Consider the following 23,063-nt stretch of genomic DNA (forward strand, 5'->3'; position numbering starts at 1 on the left):
TTGTGAACGGTCCGGTTCTTCGGGCCCTCATGATACCCGCCTGGTGGTTCGGGCGAGGTAGGTTTAGTTGGTTAGTTGAAAAGCGTCTCTATTGCAAAATAGGGGCGCTTTTTTTACTCTATAGGTTCATCTAAAATGGCAAGACAGGTAATAATGCCTTCTAGGAAATTTCCTAGTCTCAAATTTTCGTTGGGACTATGAATATTGTTGTCAGGGTTCGGAATGCGAATAGACACTGCAGGAATGCCAAGTGTCGTTATGAAAGGCGCTATAGGTTGTGAGCCACCAGTGGTACGCATCTTGACGTAATTCTTGCCAAATACTTTTTGCATGGCTTTCTCCAAATGTTTCCCGATGGGTGAATTCATATCAGTGCGAAAGGGTTTGGAGCCTAATCGGTATGTAAATGATGCTAGTTTCGAATAAGTTTTGCGTTCCTCTTCAGAGGGAACGGAATCTACCAAATGATAGCCTTGTTCTTTGATGTGTTGTTTTAATGACTGCATTAGTTTTTCTCCGTCCGATTCGAGCACAAGACGCATATCTATTTCGGTAATCACTTCTGAGGGAATGATGGTTCGAACTTCGTTCCCAATCCAACCGGCATTTAGTCCTCTTATGTTTAGGGATGGGTATTGCAGTGCTTCCTGATACGTTTCACCTACCTTGTCTTGGTCAGCAATGCCTAAGCGCTGTTTTATGCTATCTAAGTTTTCAGGAACGTTATTGAGTTGCAGCTTTTCTTCTTCGGATAATTCGATACCATCATAAAAACCCTTAAGTGTAACTCTTCCATTTTCATCTTTCAGACTGCTTAATAATCTTGCCGTCTCAAATACGGGATTTGGCGCAAAATTCCCATATTGACCGCTATGAAGCGGATATCTAGGTCCGAAAACGGTTAAAGTGGCCGTAGCGATACCCCTGGCTCCAAATGTGAGTGTTGGTAAATTTGAGAGGTGTCTTGTGCCATCCATGATGAAAAGCATATCCGCATTCAATAATGGTCTGTTTTCAACTACTGCTTTTGGTAGGGAAGGGGAGCCCATTTCTTCCTGAAAATCCATAATGACCTTTACGTTGAAAGCCGGATTGATTTTTTTGGCCTGCAGAATTTGCAATGCAGAAATAAAAGACATGGCAGGTCCTTTTGAATCGGAAGCTGATCTTGCAAAAATTCGCCAATCTGGATTGTGCTCTTTTTCTAATAATCGAGAATCAATAATTCTCCAATTATCAGTATCATCTTTTTCTTTCAAAACAGGTAAGAACGGGTTTTGCTGATTCCATTTTGTGGAGTCTACTGGTTGACCATCAATTTGTAAATAGAACAAAATCGTTTTCAAATTTCGGTCCACTATTTTTTCAGCAAAGAGTAGGGGAGCGCCTTCTGTTTTTATAACCTGACTTTCAAATTTTAATGTTGAAAAAACCGAGTCGCACCATCTTAGATTTTGTTCAATTTCATTTTTAAAATGACCATCGTTTCTCAATTTTAAAAATGACATTAAATCAAAAATAGCCGTTGGAAATTTTTCTTCTGCCGCGGCATGAATTTTTTTTGAGGATAATTTTTGGGCTGATGAAAATTGCGAAAAAAGTAGACCAAAAACAATGACGAAGAACGGAGCTGAATTTTTGAGAAAAAAAGGGTAAAAAGTCGAAAATTTTATCGAAAATATCATCATTTTATGATTTTAGACTTGTCTAAAAAAAGTAATTAAATTATTTAAAACCATACATATAAATTAACTTATCTAAAATGTTTATTCATATTTTATATAAAATGAAGAATTTATTGAAATTTATAACTTTTTTCGCAAAATCACTCCTTTTCTTGCAATATTTTAATTTCATCACGGAGCTTCGCAGCTTGCATAAAATCCAATTCCTTAGCTGCTTTTTCCATTGATTTTCTTTTCTCTCGAATTAATTTTTCGATTTGTTCTTTGGTCAAATAATCTAGGTCAGGTTCTGCAGCACGCATCTCCTCTTTTTCAAAATGATACGTCGAAACAGAGTTTTTGGCAAGGGCACTATCCAAACTTTTATTGAGTGCTTTTGGGGTGATGTTATGTTCTGTGTTATAAGCAATTTGTTTCTCTCTTCGGTAGGTGGTTTCATCAATTGTTTTCTGCATGCTAGCCGTAATTTTGTCGGCATACATGATTGCTTTTCCATTCAAATGCCGAGCAGCTCTTCCTACAGTTTGTGTCAAAGATCGGTTGCTTCTCAAGAAACCTTCTTTGTCTGCATCTATAATTGCAACTAGAGAAACTTCGGGTAAATCGAGTCCTTCTCTTAACAAATTCACGCCGATCAGAACATCAAAAATTCCTTTTCGAAGATCTTGCATAATCTCAACACGTTCTAAGGTATCCACATCACTATGAATATATCTGCATCGGATATTTATACGAGTTAGGTATTTTGCCAACTCTTCAGCCATTCGTTTGGTGAGGGTAGTAACTAACGTTCTTTCGTCTTTTTCAACACGTTGTTGTATTTCTTCTACCAAATCATCAATTTGATTCAAACTAGGCCGAACTTCTATAATTGGATCTAAAAGACCAGTTGGGCGAATGATTTGCTCTGCAAATATGCCTTCACTCAGTTTCATTTCATAATCGGCCGGAGTGGCACTTACATAGATTACCTGACTCTGTAAGGCTTCAAATTCCTCAAACTTCAAGGGTCTGTTATCCATTGCGGCGGGCAGGCGAAAGCCGTAGTCTACCAAATTCACTTTTCGTGAACGGTCACCACCATACATTGCATGTACTTGCGGAATGGTCACATGACTTTCATCAATCACCATTAAATAGTCATCAGGAAAATAATCGAGAAGACAGAAAGGTCGCGTGCCTGGTTCACGTCCGTCTAAGTACCTTGAATAATTCTCTATACCAGAGCAGTAGCCCAATTCGCGAATCATTTCTAAATCGAAATTGGTTCTTTCTTCCAGACGTTTTGCTTCTAAGGGCTTGGCAATATCTTTAAAATAATCAATCTGTTTGACTAAGTCTTCTTGTATTTGATGAATGGCATTTTGAAGGATATCCGGAGAAGTAACAAACATGTTTGCCGGATAGATATTCAAGTTTTCATAAATTTCAATAACCGTATTATTGAATGGGTCAAAAGCCTCGATTTCTTCTACTTCATCTCCAAAGAAATGAATGCGAAACGCGTGATCGGCATAACTCGGAAACACATCTACGACATCTCCCTTAACTCGAAAATTACCATTTCTAAAATCTGCAGTAGTTCGAGAATACAGACTTTGAACCAGTTGATGTAAAAACTTGGTGCGGGCAATAACCTGGTCTTTTTTAATATTAATGACATTCTTTTGAAACTCAACAGGGTTTCCGATGCCATATAGGCACGAAACTGAGGCAATAACAATAACATCACGTCTACCAGAAAGAAGAGAAGAGGTTGTACTTAAACGAAGTTTCTCAATATCTTCATTGATGGAGAGATCTTTCTCGATGTAAAGTCCGGAAGTGGGAATAAAAGCTTCCGGTTGGTAATAGTCATAGTAGGAAACAAAATATTCCACCGCATTCTCTGGGAAAAACTGCTTGAATTCCGAATATAATTGCGCTGCCAGAGTTTTGTTATGTGCTAAGATCAGGGTGGGCCTTTGTACTTCTTCAATTACGTTGGCTACTGTAAATGTTTTTCCTGAACCCGTTACACCCAAGAGCGTTTGATACTTTTCTTTTCCTTCAATACCATCAACTAATTGTTTGATGGCTTGGGGCTGGTCACCGGTGGGTTTGAATTCAGATACTACCTTAAATTTCATCTTCTAAAAATACGAAACCGAAGGTGTATTTTTTCTATGAAAAGGTAGTTAGTTTTGAACAAAAAAGAACACGAGATGAATATCTAAGGTTTACTACATCACTTACCGTTTTAAGGTAAAATGTCCTCTAATCACTTTATTTTGTGAGGTAGTTTGAAACCAGTAGTCAGATGCGGGTAGAGGCTGGCCATTAAAACTACCGTTCCATCCTCTAGTTGTAGGATCAATTTGAGTGATTAGCATACCGTATCTATTAAATATATAAATTTTCCCTATTTCTATTGTAGGACTACCCAAAGGTTGAATAAACTGCCAAACATCATTAATTCCATCTCCATTGGGGGTAAAAAACTTGGGAAATCCGTCTACAGTAAGATCTTGCTCTAACCTTTTTTCTGCTATTCCGCAACCATTACTATCACGGACATAGAACGTGTGAATACCAGGTTCAAGGTTGTTAAAAATATTGCTCACTTGATATGGACCATCAATATTATCCACGGAAAATTCATAATCTCCAATACCTGATACATCTACAGAAACATCTATGGTTCCATTTTGATTTGTAACATTTAGCGCATTTATACTTGCAATTTCAGAGGAGATAACCTGAAATACTTTAGAGGTCTCACATTCGATAGTGTTGCCTGATTGTGAAATATTCGTATATATTTCATATCGATACATACCTGCTTCACTAATTTCTATTTCTTGTTCACTTGATATGAGTTCTTCATTATCAAATTGATCTATTTTATACCATCGAAATCCATCTGCTGTATCGTCTGAGGAAACCATAATCGGGCTCTCATTTTTGCAAAAGGAAATAGTGTCAGGAAAGTTAATTGCCGGCCGTAAATCAACAAATTCGTTGCTTATTGAATCGAAATAAGGTCCACAACCTAAAATGGTGGAAAATGATCGCTGTTCGCAATTCAAGGCATCTCCGGCCGCATTAAATGGAATAATAGTTATAAAAAAACTAAGATTGGGTTCGAAATTAAGTACCAGAGTCTTATTCTCAGTAAAAATTACATTATCTAACACATTTGAATTAAATGGAGTTGTGCCTATCGTAACTCGATATCCAGTAGCATCAGGTATTTCTGTCCATTCTAAAACAGGAGATAGTTCCACATTAATTGCCCCATCGATAGGGTTAATAAGTGAAGCGCAGCCTGGAATTGTTGCTAAAGCACCCGTTGTGAAACTATATTGCGGACAAATAGAAGGCACAGCCCCGTTGTCGTTAAAAGGAATTATAGTCACATATATAGGAGTTTCAAAAGGAAGATCGAATGTTGGTTTATATGATAAAGCATCTACGATGTTCTCATTATCTAATAAATCAGTACCTCCAGGACTCGTTCCAAGAGAAAGACGATAAGCGGTAGCTGTTGGTGTATACTCCCAAGAGATAGCTGTGGCGACATTTACATTTTCAGATCCGTTTATAGGAAACCTTGGAGTTGCGCAGCCCGGGGGTAAAACAACATCTTCTGTACTAAACATCTGAGTATCACATATAATATTAGCTTGATCAAAGAAAAAAATTGTAATAGTCACATAAATATCATCGTTATCTGGAAGACCTAATGGAGGTTTAAATGAAGTTGCATCTCCTACATTTTGGTTATTAATGATTTCTGTTCCGTTGGGAGTTGTGCCTATAGAAATTAGATATCCTGGAGCACCAATAACTCCATTCCATGAAATTGTTGCGTCAACTGGAACGTTGGTGCCTCCACTCATAGGACTAGTAATTTCAGGACATGATAATTGCCCGTAAGAAAAACAGCTCCAGAATACTAGAAGGTAAAAAAGTGTTTTTCTTTTCATTTGTTTACAAAATCAAGTAAGATCATAGATTAAAAATTTATCTTTTAAGGGTAAAATGCCCTTTAAATTCTCTGCCATCAAGCAAGGCAATTCTAAACCAATAATCAGATGAAGGAAGGGTTTGTCCGTTGTAGGAACCATCCCAACCAGCATCTTCTACATTAAGCTGCCTGACCAATCGACCATAACGGTCATAAATCGTTATTACGCTTTTCAATAGATCATCGTTAATACCAGTAAGTTGCCAAGTATCATTATGGCCATCACCATTAGGTGTAAAAAATTTGGGATATCCAATAATCGCTATTTTTTCTTCTGTAATTCCACAACCCTTAAGATCTCTCGCAAATACACTATAAAACCCCGGTTCTAGGTTTTCAAAGTAAGGGGAACTCTGATATGTTTGATTGTCTAGAGAAAATTCATAAGCTCCATCACCGGATACCATAGCGCGAATTGAATTATTTGCAGAAAGGTCTTGAATAATAATATCATCAAAGGTTGCACGGTTTGAGGAAATCACTTCAAAATCTTTTGAAGACAAGCATTGCGATGATCTACTATTTGTATCGTACGAAATTCCAACCTCTAATCTAAAAGTTCCACTATCTGCAACCGTAATTTGTGTTTCATTACTTAATACTGCTTGCTGAACAGTATCTGTTCGATACCAAGTATATGAATCGAAACCATCTGGTGCTTCAATTAAAATGGGTTGTCCATCAGAACAAACCTGAAATGACTCATCCATTATAATTTCAGGAAGTGGGTTTACCACTAAATCAATAGTTTCAACACCTAAGCATTGGTTTGCAGCTTCAATACGTGCGTAGATTATTTTGCTAGATGTTTTGATGTTTTCGTCTAGGGCGTTTTTTTCTAGAGAAGCATCGAGTAAGTTCTCATAAAAGGCTACTTCTACGCCTAAAAAGGACTGTTGGAGGGCCTTTAGATCAAAGGTTGCTTCTAAGGCTGAGCCGACCTCATTTTCATTGCAAGCCATCATTGGACTAAATTGACTAGGGTTAACAAGCGTAGGATTAACGCCTAAACTAATTTCTCCAGTTGAGGAGCAACCCAATCTATTAGCTACCTCATAAAATATAGTTTGAGTATAGGCCTCTATATTGGTATAAGATTCTGGATTGGGAATACTAATGTTGTTCGCTTGATCTTCTAAGGTTTCGTAAAATGTAAATACAAGGTCTTCTTCATTAATTACTTGTTCTAGATCAACGAGGGTAATACCATCATCATTATTTTCATCAATATCACATTGTTCAATTAACAATAAACTACTATCAGGAAGCGGAACAACTTCAATCGACGCCTCACCAATAATAGGACATTCTTTTGGGTCATTTGTTGAAATTGTCAGTTGGTATTTACCTGAGTCGACCTCAGTTGATGCGAGAATTTCAATACGATTACTCTCGGTAGAAATTAAAATTCCATCTTTCTCCCAAGAATAAGTGGCACCAGGAATAATATCTACTTCTAGAACAATTGATTCGCCTTCACAAATAGATGCTGAGGTGGCTTTTGTGCCATCTTGATTTTTTATTAATGCTATTTTATTGAAAAGAGATTGAATAAAAGGCGGTAGCCCCTGAGTAGCATTTCTTCCGTTTAAATCAATAGCATTATGCTCATAACCTGAGGCAGCACCCTTTAGATTTGGATTATTTATAACGCTTAAAAAAGGAGTTCCCTTCAAATAAGACTGAGCAGTTGTTCGATATATTTTTCCATTATCAGCAAGTTGTAAAGCTCCGCGATAGATGTTGCGTCTGTCAATGGTTTCTTGTGAATCTGAAATATCAGGGGCTAGCAGATCGTATTGTATCAGAACAGACCGATGCCCTTCTTCAGAAAAAGAGTCGTTTGAAGCGTTTACGTATAAGAATTGATTGCTGGGTGAAAATTCTACCCCGTATGCTGAATTTCCCGCTGCAGCTAGCAATTGTTGATTTGAAACTCTGCCCGTAGCACTGTCAAAATCGTAGAAATACAAACCATCTCGCATATTAGCACTTACAAGCTTTTTACCATCAGGTGAGACTTTTAAATACCCTCTTGGATCTTCAATATTCAGACCTTGAAATGTAGATTTAACCGACTGTTGTGATACTCCTGAAGTACTTATTTCAAATGCGTGATAGGTGTCAAAGGTAGCATTACTACCATCAGCGGCAGCAAGCGTAAGCAACCAAATCGATTGATCAGAACAGTCTTTTAATACTGCCGTAATTTTTTCTGAACAGTCCTCAAGGAGAGCAATATTTTTTTGAGTTACAGCGCCTTTGCCATTATCTAATGACATATCTACAATAGAGTAATTCAGACCTATATCAGGATCATCAGTAAAAGCTGAGGTGTCTACCGTGAAAATATAAAAAATGCTTGAATCTGAAGGTTTGGGTACGATAATAGCTGATTGCGTACTTGAAGGATCTCCCAAAAGACCTGATCCGTTCTCCATAAGTTTATGGTCGCGATTATAAACCAGAATACCATCAGTATAAAAAAGTAAATCTCCAAAGCCATCTGAAATCGTTGCGCAGCCTTCGAAAGTGTCTATACTGCCATTTGTTAAAGTAGTAACTGAACCGTCGCTGTTAAATGTGATTCCTGCTCCATTTCCGAAATACCAATTGGATGTTTCTCCCTGTCCGAAAATTAAGACAGGTAAAAGTAGGCAACACAATACTAGTATTGAAGCAGTTCTCATCATAGCGTTCTCGAGTCTGCCAATATAGTGAAAGTCTATCTTTTGGGACAAAAATACCTCTTAAATTCTCTACTGCTTTTATTGTTAAATCAAACCTATAGTATCATATTTAAGAAGAAGTTTAGACTATTAAACCTATTAAGATGCTACTTCAAAATTATCTATAAATCGCGCTTTTTCAAAAGAGCATATGAACCGTAAATGAAGAGCGCAGTCCAGATGAGAACGATTAGTATTTCATACCAGTGAACGGCATAATCAAATTTAAAGTTCTCGCCAATTTGATCTCCAAGGTTCTGAACGGCTGATAGCCTTGTGAAAGGTTCGTCAATCAAATTGGACATAGACTGCAATGGAAAGAAGCTTCTAATAGTCCCAGCTGTTTCCCAGCTTGTTAGTTTCCATCCTATTAGCCCGAATAGAAGCTGTTCTACAATAGCCCATAGGATAAGAAAACCTAATGCAAAAGCTGATCTTTTGACAAAAATCCCCAAGAACAAGCAAAAGGAAAAGAAGCCAACCAATTTGACAAAATAGCCCAAAATAAATTCCAAGTCCGAAAATATAATACTGATTTCATCATACGATGAATATCCTAAACCAAGTAAAAATGAGATAACAAATAGGAATATGGTAGATACTGCGGACAAGGCCAAAACCGTTAAAAATTTCGAATAAACGAACTCCCATTTACTTAAACCATCAATGAGGTTTTGTTTGATGGTTTTATTGCTGTATTCGTTAGCCATCATAGAAACTATGACTACTGCTAAGAAGAGCTTAAAAAATGCCGCAATAAAAGAGTTAAAATGCCATATATATGGGAAATCGAAAATTCCCAATTCAGCTAGATGAAATTTAATTGGACCGATATCAAATTTTATGGCGGCAACTAAAGAAATAAAAGTTAGTAGGATGAAATAGGCGATTATTAGTGCTTTACTCGCGCGATTGTTCCAAAGTTTTATGAATTCTATATGTAGTAAACGTATCATGTGGTTGGTTGATTAATTGGATTGATTTTTGGTTAATTCTAAAAACTGCTCCTCGAGACTTTCTTTGCGTTTTACCAAATGTGAAAGAAATATTCCTTTTTCGAAAAGGGTTCGATTCAAAACTTCAGCGCTCATTTCTTCCTTTAAGAAAGCGGTTATGAGCCCGTTTTCAGTTTTTATTTCACCAAAATTTCCATTACTTTCCAAATGCTTGATTAGAGCTTCAGATTGGGTAGTTTTTAATTCAAAGAAACCGTGAGTAGCCATCATATCATCAACGCGACCTGAATATAATTTCTCTCCTTTTCTTAAAATAACCACATGACTACAAACCTTTTCTACTTCATCTAAAAGGTGAGAGGCTAGAAGAATAGTTGTTCCTTGAGATGCAATTTTTTTAATAATCTGTCTTATTTGATGGATACCTTGCGGATCGAGCCCATTGGTAGGTTCATCCAAAATTAAAATTTCAGGATCATTTAATAGGGCAGAGGCAATAGCTAGACGTTGTTTCATACCCAACGAATAGGTTCTGAATTTGCTGTTTTTTCGGTCAAGTAATCCAACAAGCTCCAACTTCTCTTCAATCTTAACCTCTGACACATCCTTAATCTTACATACCAATTTGAGATTCTGAATAGCGGTCATATACGGATAGAAATTGGGTCTTTCGATTATGGCGCCTACTTTTTTAAGGGCATCATGAGTTGAGGTGCCGCCGTCGAACCATGAGAATTCTCCCTGTGTTCGATTGACTACATTTAGAACAATACCAAGCGTGGTTGATTTTCCACTACCGTTAGGCCCCAAAATGCCATAAACATTACCTTTTTCTATAGTAAAAGACAAATCTTTGACAGCCGTTAAATACCCATATTTTTTGGTAAGGTTGTTTACCGTTAGAATTTTTTCCAAAATAGGATTTGTTTAGTTGATTGATGAATATACGTAAAAGGCAAGAAATGCCCTTGTACCATACATGACGACAAATAGGTGCTTTTGTTACAAGTAAGGACTCTATTTTTTCTTCAACTAAACTTTACCGTTTAAATGTACAGGTGGATAAAAAAGAAAACCACCCAAATTTGGGTGGTTTTTCTTAGTGATTCTTTATCTATATAGGGTGAAGTTACCCACAAATTCTCGATCATCGTCTTCACCGTTTAGTCTTATGATATACCAATAATCACCAGTGGGCAAGTCAGATTCTTGATAAAGGCCATTCCAACCTTCTTCGTCATCCTTTATGCGGTAAACCTCTCTACCATAACGGTCATATATTTTAATGAAAATATCAGGAAATTGCTCAATATTTCTTGGAATCCAGAAGTCATTTAGACCATCTCCATCAGGTGTAAAGAAATTCGGAATCTCAATATCTATGAATTCCATATCAATTGTAGCAATAGCTTCGCATCCGTTTTCATCGACAACTCTTACCGTATAGGTATCTGTTCTTTTAATGTAAAAGGTATTGTCATCGCCATTATTCATCTCATTGAAAAAGTAGGTATAACCTTCTCTACCTTCAGATGCATTGGCAGTAATTTCATTCAAACCTAACTGTACTAAATTAAGTTCTAATGGTAAGTATTCAGTAACCTCGAAATTTATAGTTTTTCTACATTCTTCGTACACCAAATAAATATAGTGACTACCTGGCGCCAAGTTTTCATGATTAGTACCTAAAATTAAGTCATTCGGGTCGGTTGAATCTACACTAGACAAGACTGCGCTTTCAACGTCAAAAGTTTCGTCTTGGAAAACTATGGAAAGACGGTTGGTAGGTGTATCACCTGTACACTCATAAATAACTTCATAAGAGGCGACATTTAAATTAGGACCGGCCTCAACGGAGATCAGATCTTGTAAAAGACATCCATTGGCATCTCTAACATATACCCAATGGTTACCGCTGGCCACATTTTCGAATGTAGTTCTTCCCATAACAAAATCTTCATCACTATTTGAATCAATAGCCGTGCTATAAGGTGGTGTTCCAGTTCCTGGTTCAATAGCTACAGTGATAGTACCGTTCTCTTCTCCTTCACATATTTCTGGTGTTGAAGTTAAGGTCATGATTAACTGATCAGGCTCATCAATGGGAACTATATGACTAATTGGGCAACCATTACTATCTTGAATAATTACAGTATAATTACCAGGTGACAGATTTTCAAAAATGCCCTCGTCTTCGAATTTATCAAGATCAGGAGAAATGGCATATTGGAAAGGACCAGTACCACTTTGGATATCGAATTCTATTTTACCATCACCTCGTCCATAACAAGTGACGTCAGTAGGAATAGGTGTAACAATTAACTCCGTAGGCTCTTCTATTACAATCTCTAATGGTGTAAATGGACAATCGTCACTTTGTACATTCACATAATACGTGTCTGCTCCCAAGTCCGCAAAAGTACCTGAAGCTTGGTAAGATCTGACCACATTTGTAAGTGCTAGATCTGAGAATAGACCATATTGGTAATTTCCAAGTCCACCATCAGCCACGACTTGAATAACTGCTGTACTTTGGCCAAAACAAGTTATAACCTCTCCTGATGGGTCCCTTACTAAGGTTAAGTCCTCTGGTTGTTTAATTACAATTTCATTAGAAAGTATAGAAATACAATCATTGCTATCCTGTACAAAATATTCATAAGACCCCGGGGTAACATTTTGGAATAAATGGGTATTTGCTCCATTGATTTCATTCATTGGATTGAATGAAGCACCATCTATGCTCCACCTATATGGACCAGTGCCACCTATAGCCGTAAGTTCTAGCTCGGCATTGTTTACGCAACTGTTAGCTGCTGAAATGAATAGCATAGCACTTGTCTCGATCGGGTCTACGATTTCTATTATCTCTGAAGCGTATGGGCAGCCCATGTCATCTGTCACTGTTATATTATAAAATCCTGCACCTTGGTTGCTAAATGTAGGTGAGGTTTGCGGTGGGGTGCTTGACAATAAAATAGTACCAGAATTATCTGTATACCTATTTAAAGTATAGTAATAATTGGTTATTACATTTCTCCCGGAAGGATTCAAATTTAAACTAATCGTAGCATCAGAATAGCCCTCACAATCCAAAGTGGGAACAACAATCGGATCAGCAGTAATTATTTCAGGTACAACTAATTCAAATGCATTGACAAAGGTTTCGGGACAATTTAAAGCATCTTCTATCTCAATGGTAAACTGACCCGCAAATAAGCCTTCGAAAAGGTAAGAGTCTACCCCTTTGACCTCAGTATGAATTTTTCCTGTAGTCGTATTGGTCAAAATAATATTGTAAAGACCTAAACCACCAATTGGCTTAATGTAAGCAGTACCTTGATTATTATTATTACTACAACCCACATCAGTTAAATCTATTGGCGCGAGAGTTATTGGGGCTAAAGGTGTAGTAATTGTAAATGATCTAAACTGCTCACAAGATGGTAAACCATCTTGTATGACTCCTACAATATAGCTACCAGCCTGAATAGTAATCGGAGCTCTAGGATCTGCACCTGAAGGCATAGGCAAAAATACGGTATCATCTGTTTGATCTGCTGGTGTGCCTTGCGGATCATAAATAGTCCAAGTGTAGTCACCTGTATATGTAGGGTCTGAAATATTCAGTTGAATACTTCCGTCATCACCATAGCAAACAGCATCAGCCAATTTTTGAACACTAAATTCAATCGTGTTCGGGTCTTCAACAATATGTTCAATCAGTATTTCACAACCTGTATTAATATTTCGTGCCCCAAAAGTATACGTGTCTGGTGGGAGTAGAGTGAAGAAATTAGAAGCTTGATAGGTCGTTGAAGGCAGCCTTCTAAACTCATAATTACTCGGATTGGACAAGTAATTTGTTACATTTCCTACCACATTAATTTCAATATTTTCGCCTGCTGCACAACTTATAGGGTCTACTATTGTTATAGTGGGCGTATTCATTTGATCAAATTCAGGAACATTAACTGTTACTTCACCATGACAACCTTTATCATCAAAAACTCTAACAATTACATCACCACCGGTAAAATCGCTAAATATGTAGGTATTGGAAATGCCATTTTGGATGACACCACTAGTGACTTCTTCAAATTGGTAATTCGTATAGTTAAGACTTCCGCCCCCTATACTACTTATGTCAATGGAAATCGTGGCATTAGTTGGACTATTGTTGCTTGAGCATTCAAAAGGAGTTACTGCTGGTGTGGTAAACGTAATTGCTAGGGGCTGGATAATTACAGCGTTTCTTGTTTCTTGACATCCATTCACTCCTGTTGCGGTTATAACATACGTATCTGGAGGAAGGTTATCAAAGGAACTCGTAGTGCTATTAAAAGTAGCTACATTGGGGCTAATTGTATAAGTATGTGGCGTATTACCATTGTTAATTGGTGTCACCGTAATACTTCCATTTGGAGCATCGAAACATGCAACATCTGTTGCGTTCACCGAGAAGTCAGGAATCATAGCCGGCGGCACTTCAATCGGGAATTCGCGATGACATTCAGGATTAACTGACATATCATAAACATAAACGGTATAAGTGCCATCTGTATTAATTAGTTCTGTCACCGGATTAGTAGGAAGAGGCCCTCTAAGAACAACTTCTGTACCTGAAGAATCTTCAATTTTGTACTCGTAATTACCAGAACCTGCAGTTACTTCAATCAATATTTCAGCTTCTTGACCCGGTCCACAACCTAAATCTTCTGCTAAACTTGCGGTGGCTTGTAGCGTTGGTTCTACAATAAACGATTGAGAAACCGTACAGCCATTTGTATCTTTTAATACTGCTGTATGATGACCTTCAGGAACATTGTTGAAAACACCACTATTACTAAAAAATGTCGTGCCTCCATCTATCGAATAAAAAAGAGAAACACTACTAGGTTCAATTGTTACAGTGGTTCCCGATCCACAATTATCTATGTCCAGATTTGTAATTATTGGATTTGGACTTAAGGTCAATGTTTCGGTATATGTAATAGAAGGACATCCGTATTGATCTGTAATTTGAATATGGTAGTCACCTGTTGGTGAATTCTCAGGTATTTCAATAGGATTATCAGTGGTGCCTGTAATGGTAGTAAAAGGAGCTGGCCCAGTTACGGTATACGTAAAAGTACCGCCACCACCTTGTATATTTTCTACGCGGATAATACCAGGAGATTCGCAACTAATATTTTGAATTGGGTTTAGTGTTGCTGTAATTGCATCTAATTCTTCTAATAATAGGTTTTCACTACCGCTGATACACTGAACTGCGTTGCTAGCATCTACTTGTGTCACTATGATATAGTACTCATTTTCAGATAGGTTGGTAATATTAATAGTGTTGGAAAAAGGAATAATTCCACTAGTCTGTATCACATTGTCGTTAATATCATAAAGTGTCCAATCCATTTGTGGTTCAGTCAAACCATCGGAATCAGTAATAGTATATGTTATCTCACCGTTATTGGCACCAAAACAAGACGATTCATGAACAGACGTAATTTCCATAGGGTTGGTCGTTATATCGTTCACATTAACACTACTCTGCCTCGTACAAGTATTACTGTCGCGAACATAGAATACATAGGTTTTGCCCGGAATTAAACCAACCCATACATGCCTTCCATGACCAGCAGGAACTACTGTGACTCCATCACCATCGATAGTATCACCTAGGATCCATGTAGCGGTAGCAGGGTTGAAGTTGGCGGGGTCATCTGAAATTGCGTATTCGTATGGTGCAGCACCTTCTCGACCTTGAACAGTTACCTGTAATTCATTACAATCAACGATTATAGGAAGTACTGTAATGTCTAAATCATCTAAAGGATAAGGAATAACAAAAGGTGGAAAATTAGTATTTATACAAATAGTATTGCCACTGCCGTCAACTGTTCGCATAGCTGGATAAACCGTATCACCTGACAAGTATCCTCTTAATTCATCTGAAGTACCTGGAACGCTATTGTCACCTACCCATGTTGTACCGCCATCAGAACTAAACTCAATATCGCCTAATGTGGTAGGATATGCTGTAAAACGTAAACCAAAATCATTAAGATCTCCTGTACAATCTGCTGGTGTAATTCCTGAAATAGTAGCCGTTAATTCCTCAGGCTGTGAAATTGTAACGGCTAAATCACTAACCGAACAACCAAGAGCATCCGTAACGATAACATCATAATTTCCAGCAAGCAAATTAAAATAGGTTCTTGTAGTACCCACTACAGAGTTTTGAATCTCATCTGAAACACCATTATCGGTATCAATCAATTGATAAGTATATGGTGCTCTACCAGAAGTTATGGTTACTGTAATGCTTCCAAATTCTCCAAAACAAATTGCATCTGTAGGTGGGGCATCAAAAGCCAAAACTGGTGCATTTTGAATCGTTGCCGTATTTTGGTATTCACACCTAGGGTCGATACCACCATTGTCACGCACATATACGTTGTAATCGCCGGTGTTTGCAGTTGTGACCGCATGGGTATTTGAGGTTCCGAAATCACTGTCATCTAAAGTATCACTTGTAGGTACAAATGCATACACATAATTGCCGTCTCCACCATTGGCATTCACAGTAATACTACCATCGGCACAAGTACTTGCATCAACAGTAGCTATTGTTGCTGTCAAAGTCTCTACGATAGAAATGGGTTTAATAATTGAAAGACATCCGTAAGCATCGCTTACTTCAATGTCATAATCCCCTTCCGATAATCCTGTAAAAGTATAGCTTGTGGGAGTAGCTGAATTTGGACTCTCCCAACCAAGACCATCTCGTCTGAATAGATAACCACCATTACCTGTATTAACGGTAACAGTTATAGTACCATTGTTAAGACCATCATAACATATGGTGCTTAAGTCAAAGTCAATATCTTCATAACGGTCAATTCTTACGGGAGTGCTTGATAGCACTGGACACTTATTACTACCGATATTTTGAACTCGTACGAAATAGTCACCTTCAGGTACGTTAACAAAATCGGTATTGGTTTGATATGCTCTAATTACAATACCTGCGGTATTTTCCAGTTGATATTCATAGCCTGGCGTACCACCTGTTGCTGATGCTCTTAACGTGCCTCCCGTATTGAAACAAGTATACGGTGCAGTTTGAGTCAACGAAGGCATAATTGGAGTAGGTTCACCTAAGGTTACCGTAAAATCAGTCGTACATACTGTAGTAAGCGGAAGCTTTTCTATCAGAACCGTATAAGAACCAGCGGTTAATGGAGCACTAGTTGTCACTTCTGAGACCATTGAAATTGTTGGCGTACTTCCATTTATAGAATATTGAAAACCTTCTGCAAGATCAAAGTTCAACACTTCAAAACGAATAGAACCATCTGAACCACCATTACAGTTAGGATCGTTAGTACCCAATATATTTGCTGAGAACTCCTTATTGTCTTCGACAATAACAGGGATATCTGTAGTTTTTTCGCAGATTTCAAGGTCTTGTGAGGCTGAAATATCATCTAAAATCAAATCATTACCATCGTTACTATTTACGTTCGATCTAAAAACAATATCGATGCTAGTGCTGACACCCGGGTCAAATGTAATAGTACGTGGATGCCAATCTATGTCGTTATTATTTTTCGGTATTTCTGGCGTTACTTCGCTATGAATCAGCGCTCCGAGGTTATCAAAAATTTCAACTAAAACTTCAGGATTATTGCCTGTTCCCGTTACGTTTTTAAGATTATAAGCCCAGAAACTAAGCGTAACTTCTCTATTTTGTGATACTTCAATATTTTCTCGTCTCCATAACACTGAATTGAGTACTTCATTACCTGTATCAGAGAATGTACTAATATCGATTGCCAAGAACCTACCATCCGTTAGCCCACTATGGTCTTGCGGACTAGTCAATGATGAAATTGGATTGGTCACCAAGTTGGTAACAGTATATTCACCATTTACTAAGATGCCAGCCGGACCTCGATTACAATTTACTAATGATCCATCTTGCGGTTCATAACAATAATCCGGACCTATTTCCGCAATTTGAGTATTGGGTCCCGCGCCAAAATTCTCTAAGAATAAGGTGCTTTGATCAGGTGTAGTGGTATTTGAGTAGCCAATTGTAATCGTATGTGATCCATCAGCTACGTTATTAAATACATTATTATCCGCTGGGGTATTTGCGGTGCCATTCAAAGAATAGTTATAGTTGAAATTAGTATTATTTGATGGTATAATCGTAATCTCTCCCTCGCCAATACAATTGTAGTCGACTGAGCTTGAAAAAGTTGGATCGGTAGTACTTGTTGGAACCGTTAAATCCATATCAAAAGTACAACCTAGGGCATCTCTAACCGTGAAATTATGGGTTCCTGGAAGTAAATTTTGTTCGTCAACCCCACTAAAAGTACCTCCATTGAAGCTATATTCATAGGGCGTTTTACCGCCATTGGTATTGATAATTTTCACTAAGGCACCAGCGGGATTACACGATGCATCTTCAAGAATGGTCGCCGATGAGGTTAATCGAAAAGGCTGTTCGATTTCATGATCAAAAGTTTCAACACACCCTGATCCTGGCACACCGCTTGAATCCATTACGGTAATAGTATAGAAACCAGCAGGTAAGTTCACAAACGTATTGGTATTCTGGTAGTTGATTCCACCGTCTAAACTATATTGATAAGGAGCATTACCACCTGAAGCAGAAACGGTTAATGAAGCGGTGGAGCTATCAGCACAAACTATTTCAGAGTTATCAGCCGAAATTGTTATGGTACCTAAGTCTAGTACCGGAACAGAAGCTGACTTCGCATAACATCCGTTACCGTCTCTAACAATAAAAACATAGTCACCCGCTCTATTGGGGTTTCCAGAATCTCCAAATAGAAAACTTGCTGTGGTTTGATATTCCGAATCTGGTACATCAGTTTCATTTGTATATGATGTGTTACCGTCTATGCTCCATATCGCCATTTCGTAATCGGGGCTAGGTAAACCACCGTCGGGTGTCAAATTTACAATACCAGGTCTACAGGTTATATTTTCAGAAGTAACAGCTAATAAAGTTAGTTCGGGTATTTCTGTTACTGTGATAGGATTAGATTCCGAACAGCCATCTTGTGTAGTGGTTATCACATTATAATTTCCAGGCAAAAGATTTGAAAATGTATGGGTGTTGTCGTTCACGGCAAGCTGCTTACCGGCGTCTGCACCAAGACCTCCGTTGCTACCGTCTAGAAAACGAAGCTCATAGTTATAATTAGGGCGTGCATTAAGTGCTTGTACGGTAATCGTTCCTAATTGGTTACAATCTGCTTGTGTTGTTGTAAGTGCTACGTCAAATACTTGTTCTTGAATACCAATATCCTCAGTTTCAAAAATACAAGCACCAACTATGACTGTACCCGCTTCAGGAGAACCATCCATAGGATGCAATTGAGTGACCTGAACTTTATAAGTACCGCTAGTTGTAATATCAAAATTAGGACCGTTGTTATCTGAAAAAGGAATGATTATGTTGCTATTGGTAGCATCTACTAATTGAAAGCCGTAATCAGCACCTAGATTCAAGACTCTAATATTACCAGGTGTATTACATAGGATATCGATTGGCGTCGCAACATTTATCGGTAAATTGTTTTTGAAAGCATTAAAGTAGAAACGACTTACACATCCACCAGGATAATTGATAATCAATCTATATTCGCCGCTGTCAGTTATAGTATAGTTTGAAAGGTTAGAGACCGTATCCCATGTACAAGTGCCATTTAGATTCGCACAATTTTCAGGGTTATTAGAGGTTCCGCTACAACTACCCTCATCAAGTTTTTGCCATTCAATACTATCAGCATCAGTGATACTTAGTTGTATGGTTGCTTCATCGTTTTCACCACATAAAAATATTTCAGGTAAACTAGCCTGATCAATTGTACAGGTAACAATCTCACCTTGTAAATCATTATCTGGGTCAGTATCATTGTTTACTTGATTAAAATAATCAATTATGGGGTTGGTCTGCGTTGTGCCGTAGCGCACAACTTCTATACGTTCGATTAAATCTGGACAGGTGCCATTCCCTGATTTTTCAACAATATAATTGCCAATTGAAGTAACGGTTAATGTATTTGAACTACCATTGCTTAATACAGTATCACCCGAATCTACATTTCCATCGCCGTTGGTGTCTAGAACCCAATTATAATTGGCAAAACCAAGACCAGCGGTTAGGGTAATATCGTCGTTACAAAGCTGTGCCGTTCTTGGTAAATTACAATCTGTAAGACCAGTCAATATAGAGTTTCTAGCAACCTCAGGAGTTCTTGGACAAGCCGTAATAGAGTTTGAACCGTTTTCATCTGTAAATACATTAGTATTCAATACACCTTGATATGTGGAGTAAGCGGTATTTTCCAATTCTGAAGAACAAGCATCTACAAAATCAGAGCAGTTTGACGCTAGTGTGACGGTTATTCTAATAGTGTATTCAGGGTCTCCTATCTCTACTAAATTATCAGGAATAGTAAAGATCACGATGTTTGTATTTATATCATGCGACGAGGTAATATTTGAACCATCAGGAACTTCTATATTGTCCAAGGTAATGTTGTTGGGGAGTATATTTCGAATAGAATAACTGGTTGCATTATCATCACCCGTATTTTGAAAACGTAAGACATACTCAAAACTATCTCCTAGATCAACAGCCTGACCATTAATATCCATTGTACCACCAAGATCTTCTGTAGTGTTACCTAGTAAGATTTCTGGAGCCAAAACTTGAACATATGATGCCGCGTTGACGGTACCATCATTTGAGTCAACGACGGGAACACCTGTGCCGTATTCACCACCATCACCTCCATCAGCAGTTTCTTCTTTATAAAATTCGTTCGCATCACTACAGCCATCGCCATCACTATCTAAATCTAAATGATTTGCTATTCCATCAGTATCCGTGTCGCAACCTGCTGTTAGTAGAACTCCACTCATATTTGTAGGACCACTAACAATCTGATTTATACTTACATCGTTATTTCCAGACGTATTCCAATTAAAAGTCGTTGCTGGTGTGGTTAATCTCATGGGTTCTAACGGACCGTTTGAAATTCTTGATCCGTATAATTGAAATTGGCCTGATTCATCTACTACCACTCGAAGTAAAGGACTTTCAGGGGATCCACTCAAGGTATATATTTGCGGAATTCCATTTTCACCATATCCGGAGCCGTCCAAAAATCTTGCAAAATTACCTGCTGCAGCTTGAAATTGAATTTCGCCGGCTAAATCGGTACCGTTGATTTGTATGTTGAAAGAATTATCTAAACTAAAAATATCAAGTATAAAATAATTTTCTGCACTTGTCAAACTACTAGTATGCGCATTCCCTCCGGAAATAGTAAAAGATAGGTTCTCACATTCTACTTCATCATAAACACCATCATTATCATCATCTAAATCAACAATATCAATCACGCCATCATTGTCATAGTCATTATGAACAATAATATGTGCCGAAGGCGTATCTTCTGTCAGGTTCGTATCAGTTTGATCCTGTGTGTGGGTTACGGTATTTGTTAAGCTTAGTAGGGGTAAGGTATCGATTTCATCGGCTTGAACTTCTAGCTGTAATTGGGCAACTTCGCCACCATCTAGTGTACCTATATTCCATGTATTTCCGACAAAGGAGCCTTTTAACGTAAAGTTTGAAACCAAGGATAAACCAGTAGGAATATTGTCTGTCACCAGAAGGTTGGTCAGAGGACCTACACCCCAGTTTTGTATTCTAATGGTGAAGATCGCGGTTTCACCTTCATTGATTTCTGCCTTATCTACTGTCTTTTCAATATGAATGTCAGGTTTGCAATAGAGGCCTAGAATAGAATTGCTATCGTATGTACAAGGGCCCTTAGTTCCTCTTAAAAAGTATTCGCCAGCTCCTTCAGGGGCATAACTCGGACTATTGGCGCCAGGCACTATCTGATCATTTTTGAACCATTGAAAAGCATCAAAATTACTATTTGTTGCCTCGTAAATTTCAGAACCCACAAAACAGCCAGTACCACCTCTGATTTCAAGTGATACCTCGGGTACGGTATCAAAGCCTGAAAAATAGCCGGCAACCCCTCTGGCAGAGTTGGAACCAAAAAATCCAACGGCCATTGGCCCTGTTGATTGTACGCTGACATTACCATTTAGATTGGGAATATAAAATGTTTTCCAATTGATTGAACCGGCAACTGGATTAGAAGCTGGCAGGGATACTGGACCGTTACCATCCGTGACAACAATATTAGCATCAGGAGTATTTACGGCTGCGATGATAGTCATACCACCAGTAACAGGAGTACCGGCCATATTCCGGATATCCGGAATATTATCCATAACGTCTGGTAAAAGGCAGTTCACGGGGGCAACGAAATTCAAACCTTGGGTATAATCCCTATTTGGATCTCCAGCCATACATTGATAAGCATAAACGTCTTTAGAGGTTTCTATCAACATGTTTGCACCAGCGGAATTACCCGAGTACAAATTACCAGGTACTTGAAAATATTCGCCGTTATTAATCGTTGCAATAGGCGTAGCAGAGCCATTGATACGAATCTGAGTATTGTCAGCAATAGCTATTATTAGGGGAAACTCCGTATTGCCATTAGTGCCACCATTTCCACGTACAAAAACATATTCCTTACCCAAACGATTTTCTGGAACCGGCTGATCGATACCAGCATCACGGTTACTCGAACCTATAACTCGGCCATAGTTCATTGAACCATTACTTATTACAATGTTCTTATCAGATACTATTGATGCTCCGATCCAACCATCTTCATGCGCTTGCGTTGGTGCTGTACCGATGTAAGTTTCATAAACGAATGATTCATTGGCATCAAGAGTGATTTGATGTGTATTCGCCGTAATACCTGCTCTATTATTGCCTACTCTGAACTCACAACCAGGATCGTAACCAAATAGGTTAACGACAGTATTATCTTCGGTTGCCATAATACCAAGCGTATTTGATTTAGAAGAATGCGAACCTCTATTTGGTACACCTCCCCATTTAAATCTGGTACCCATTGCTGCCCTACCTTTTGAGGTCAATGAAGCCGATTGAGCACTACTACTGCCTCGGTAGTTAACGTAAAAGCGGTTGCCACTTGGAGCTTCAAAACGAAGTCCACTATTATTTAAGACAATACCGGTATTGGCATTGTTGACCAATATGATATTGTTATCACCATTAGACATGGTGAATACCTCAGGATTTACATTTGATAATGTGAAGGTGTCAATAGGCGTGTTATTCGTTCCTCGGTAAACATTTACCGTAAACGGTGTGGGCTCAGGCGTTGATAAGTATACTGCTTGTTGGCGTATACCTGCATTGTTTTGACCCTGTTTCAAAGGCGGTAAATAATGAAGATCACTCAATTGAGCTTTTACCGAGACTGTAACTCCAATTACTAATAGAAAAAAAAGTAATTTCCGAATCATTTTAGTTAGGTTTTATTTGGGATGGATGCATCTGATCCAACTTCAAAAAAAACATAAGCTACAGATATAGGCAATAATATGTTGTAAAAGGCCAGAGTAGTGTTGGTAACGTCAAGAATTGTGTAAATTGTGGAAGGAAACTAGCTGTTCACCGGTACCTATACGATATGTTTTTGTAGGAAAAAACATCTTTTAAGTATAAAAAAAT

7 protein-coding genes are annotated in these 23,063 nt (G+C 38.1%); all 7 read right to left on the reverse strand.

Annotated elements, in window-relative coordinates:
* Window positions 1–113 precede the first annotated feature (113 nt).
* The 7 genes from ACKWCD_RS16925 to ACKWCD_RS16955 all read right to left on the reverse strand — a co-directional run bounded on the left by ACKWCD_RS16925 (window position 114) and on the right by ACKWCD_RS16955 (window position 22,855).
* Window positions 114–1,688 carry a M20/M25/M40 family metallo-hydrolase gene (locus tag ACKWCD_RS16925; protein ID WP_413985148.1) on the reverse strand — a complete coding sequence of 525 codons (1,575 nt, stop codon included), beginning with the start codon at window positions 1,686–1,688 and terminating at the stop codon, window positions 114–116.
* A gap of 137 nt (window positions 1,689–1,825) precedes the next feature.
* Entirely contained in the window at window positions 1,826–3,814 is a 1,989-nt protein-coding gene (gene uvrB, locus ACKWCD_RS16930; protein ID WP_413985149.1) for an excinuclease ABC subunit UvrB, read from the reverse strand.
* 102 nt (window positions 3,815–3,916) lie between these two features.
* Complete coding sequence (locus tag ACKWCD_RS16935) at window positions 3,917–5,653, reverse strand: T9SS type B sorting domain-containing protein (RefSeq protein WP_413985150.1); 1,737 nt, start codon at window positions 5,651–5,653, stop codon at window positions 3,917–3,919.
* A gap of 37 nt (window positions 5,654–5,690) precedes the next feature.
* Window positions 5,691–8,387 (reverse strand): T9SS type B sorting domain-containing protein, encoded by a 2,697-nt coding sequence (locus ACKWCD_RS16940; protein ID WP_413985151.1) that lies wholly within the window; start codon window positions 8,385–8,387, stop codon window positions 5,691–5,693.
* 158 nt (window positions 8,388–8,545) lie between these two features.
* Window positions 8,546–9,379 carry an ABC transporter permease gene (locus ACKWCD_RS16945; protein WP_413985152.1) on the reverse strand — a complete coding sequence of 278 codons (834 nt, stop codon included), beginning with the start codon at window positions 9,377–9,379 and terminating at the stop codon, window positions 8,546–8,548.
* 12 nt (window positions 9,380–9,391) lie between these two features.
* A complete protein-coding gene (locus tag ACKWCD_RS16950) occupies window positions 9,392–10,294 on the reverse strand; it encodes an ABC transporter ATP-binding protein (RefSeq protein WP_413985153.1) in 903 nt (300 codons plus the stop codon).
* Window positions 10,295–10,489: 195 nt separating this feature from the next.
* Window positions 10,490–22,855: a T9SS type B sorting domain-containing protein gene (locus ACKWCD_RS16955; protein ID WP_413985154.1), complete on the reverse strand. Its 12,366-nt coding sequence runs from the start codon at window positions 22,853–22,855 to the stop codon at window positions 10,490–10,492.
* Window positions 22,856–23,063 lie beyond the last annotated feature (208 nt).

The sequence above is a fragment of the Maribacter taeanensis genome (assembly GCF_047345145.1).
In the GTDB taxonomy this organism is placed as follows: domain Bacteria; phylum Bacteroidota; class Bacteroidia; order Flavobacteriales; family Flavobacteriaceae; genus Maribacter_C.

Excerpts from the sequence above, each read along its gene's own strand:
- ACKWCD_RS16945 (WP_413985152.1), bottom strand. The coding sequence starts at position 9,379 with ATGATACGTTTACTACATATAGAATTCATAAAACTTTGGAACAATCGC.
- ACKWCD_RS16940 (WP_413985151.1), bottom strand. The coding sequence starts at position 8,387 with ATGATGAGAACTGCTTCAATACTAGTATTGTGTTGCCTACTTTTACCT.
- ACKWCD_RS16935 (WP_413985150.1), bottom strand. The coding sequence starts at position 5,653 with ATGAAAAGAAAAACACTTTTTTACCTTCTAGTATTCTGGAGCTGTTTT.
- ACKWCD_RS16925 (WP_413985148.1), bottom strand. The coding sequence starts at position 1,688 with ATGATGATATTTTCGATAAAATTTTCGACTTTTTACCCTTTTTTTCTC.
- ACKWCD_RS16955 (WP_413985154.1), bottom strand. The coding sequence starts at position 22,855 with ATGATTCGGAAATTACTTTTTTTTCTATTAGTAATTGGAGTTACAGTC.
- uvrB (WP_413985149.1), bottom strand. The coding sequence starts at position 3,814 with ATGAAATTTAAGGTAGTATCTGAATTCAAACCCACCGGTGACCAGCCC.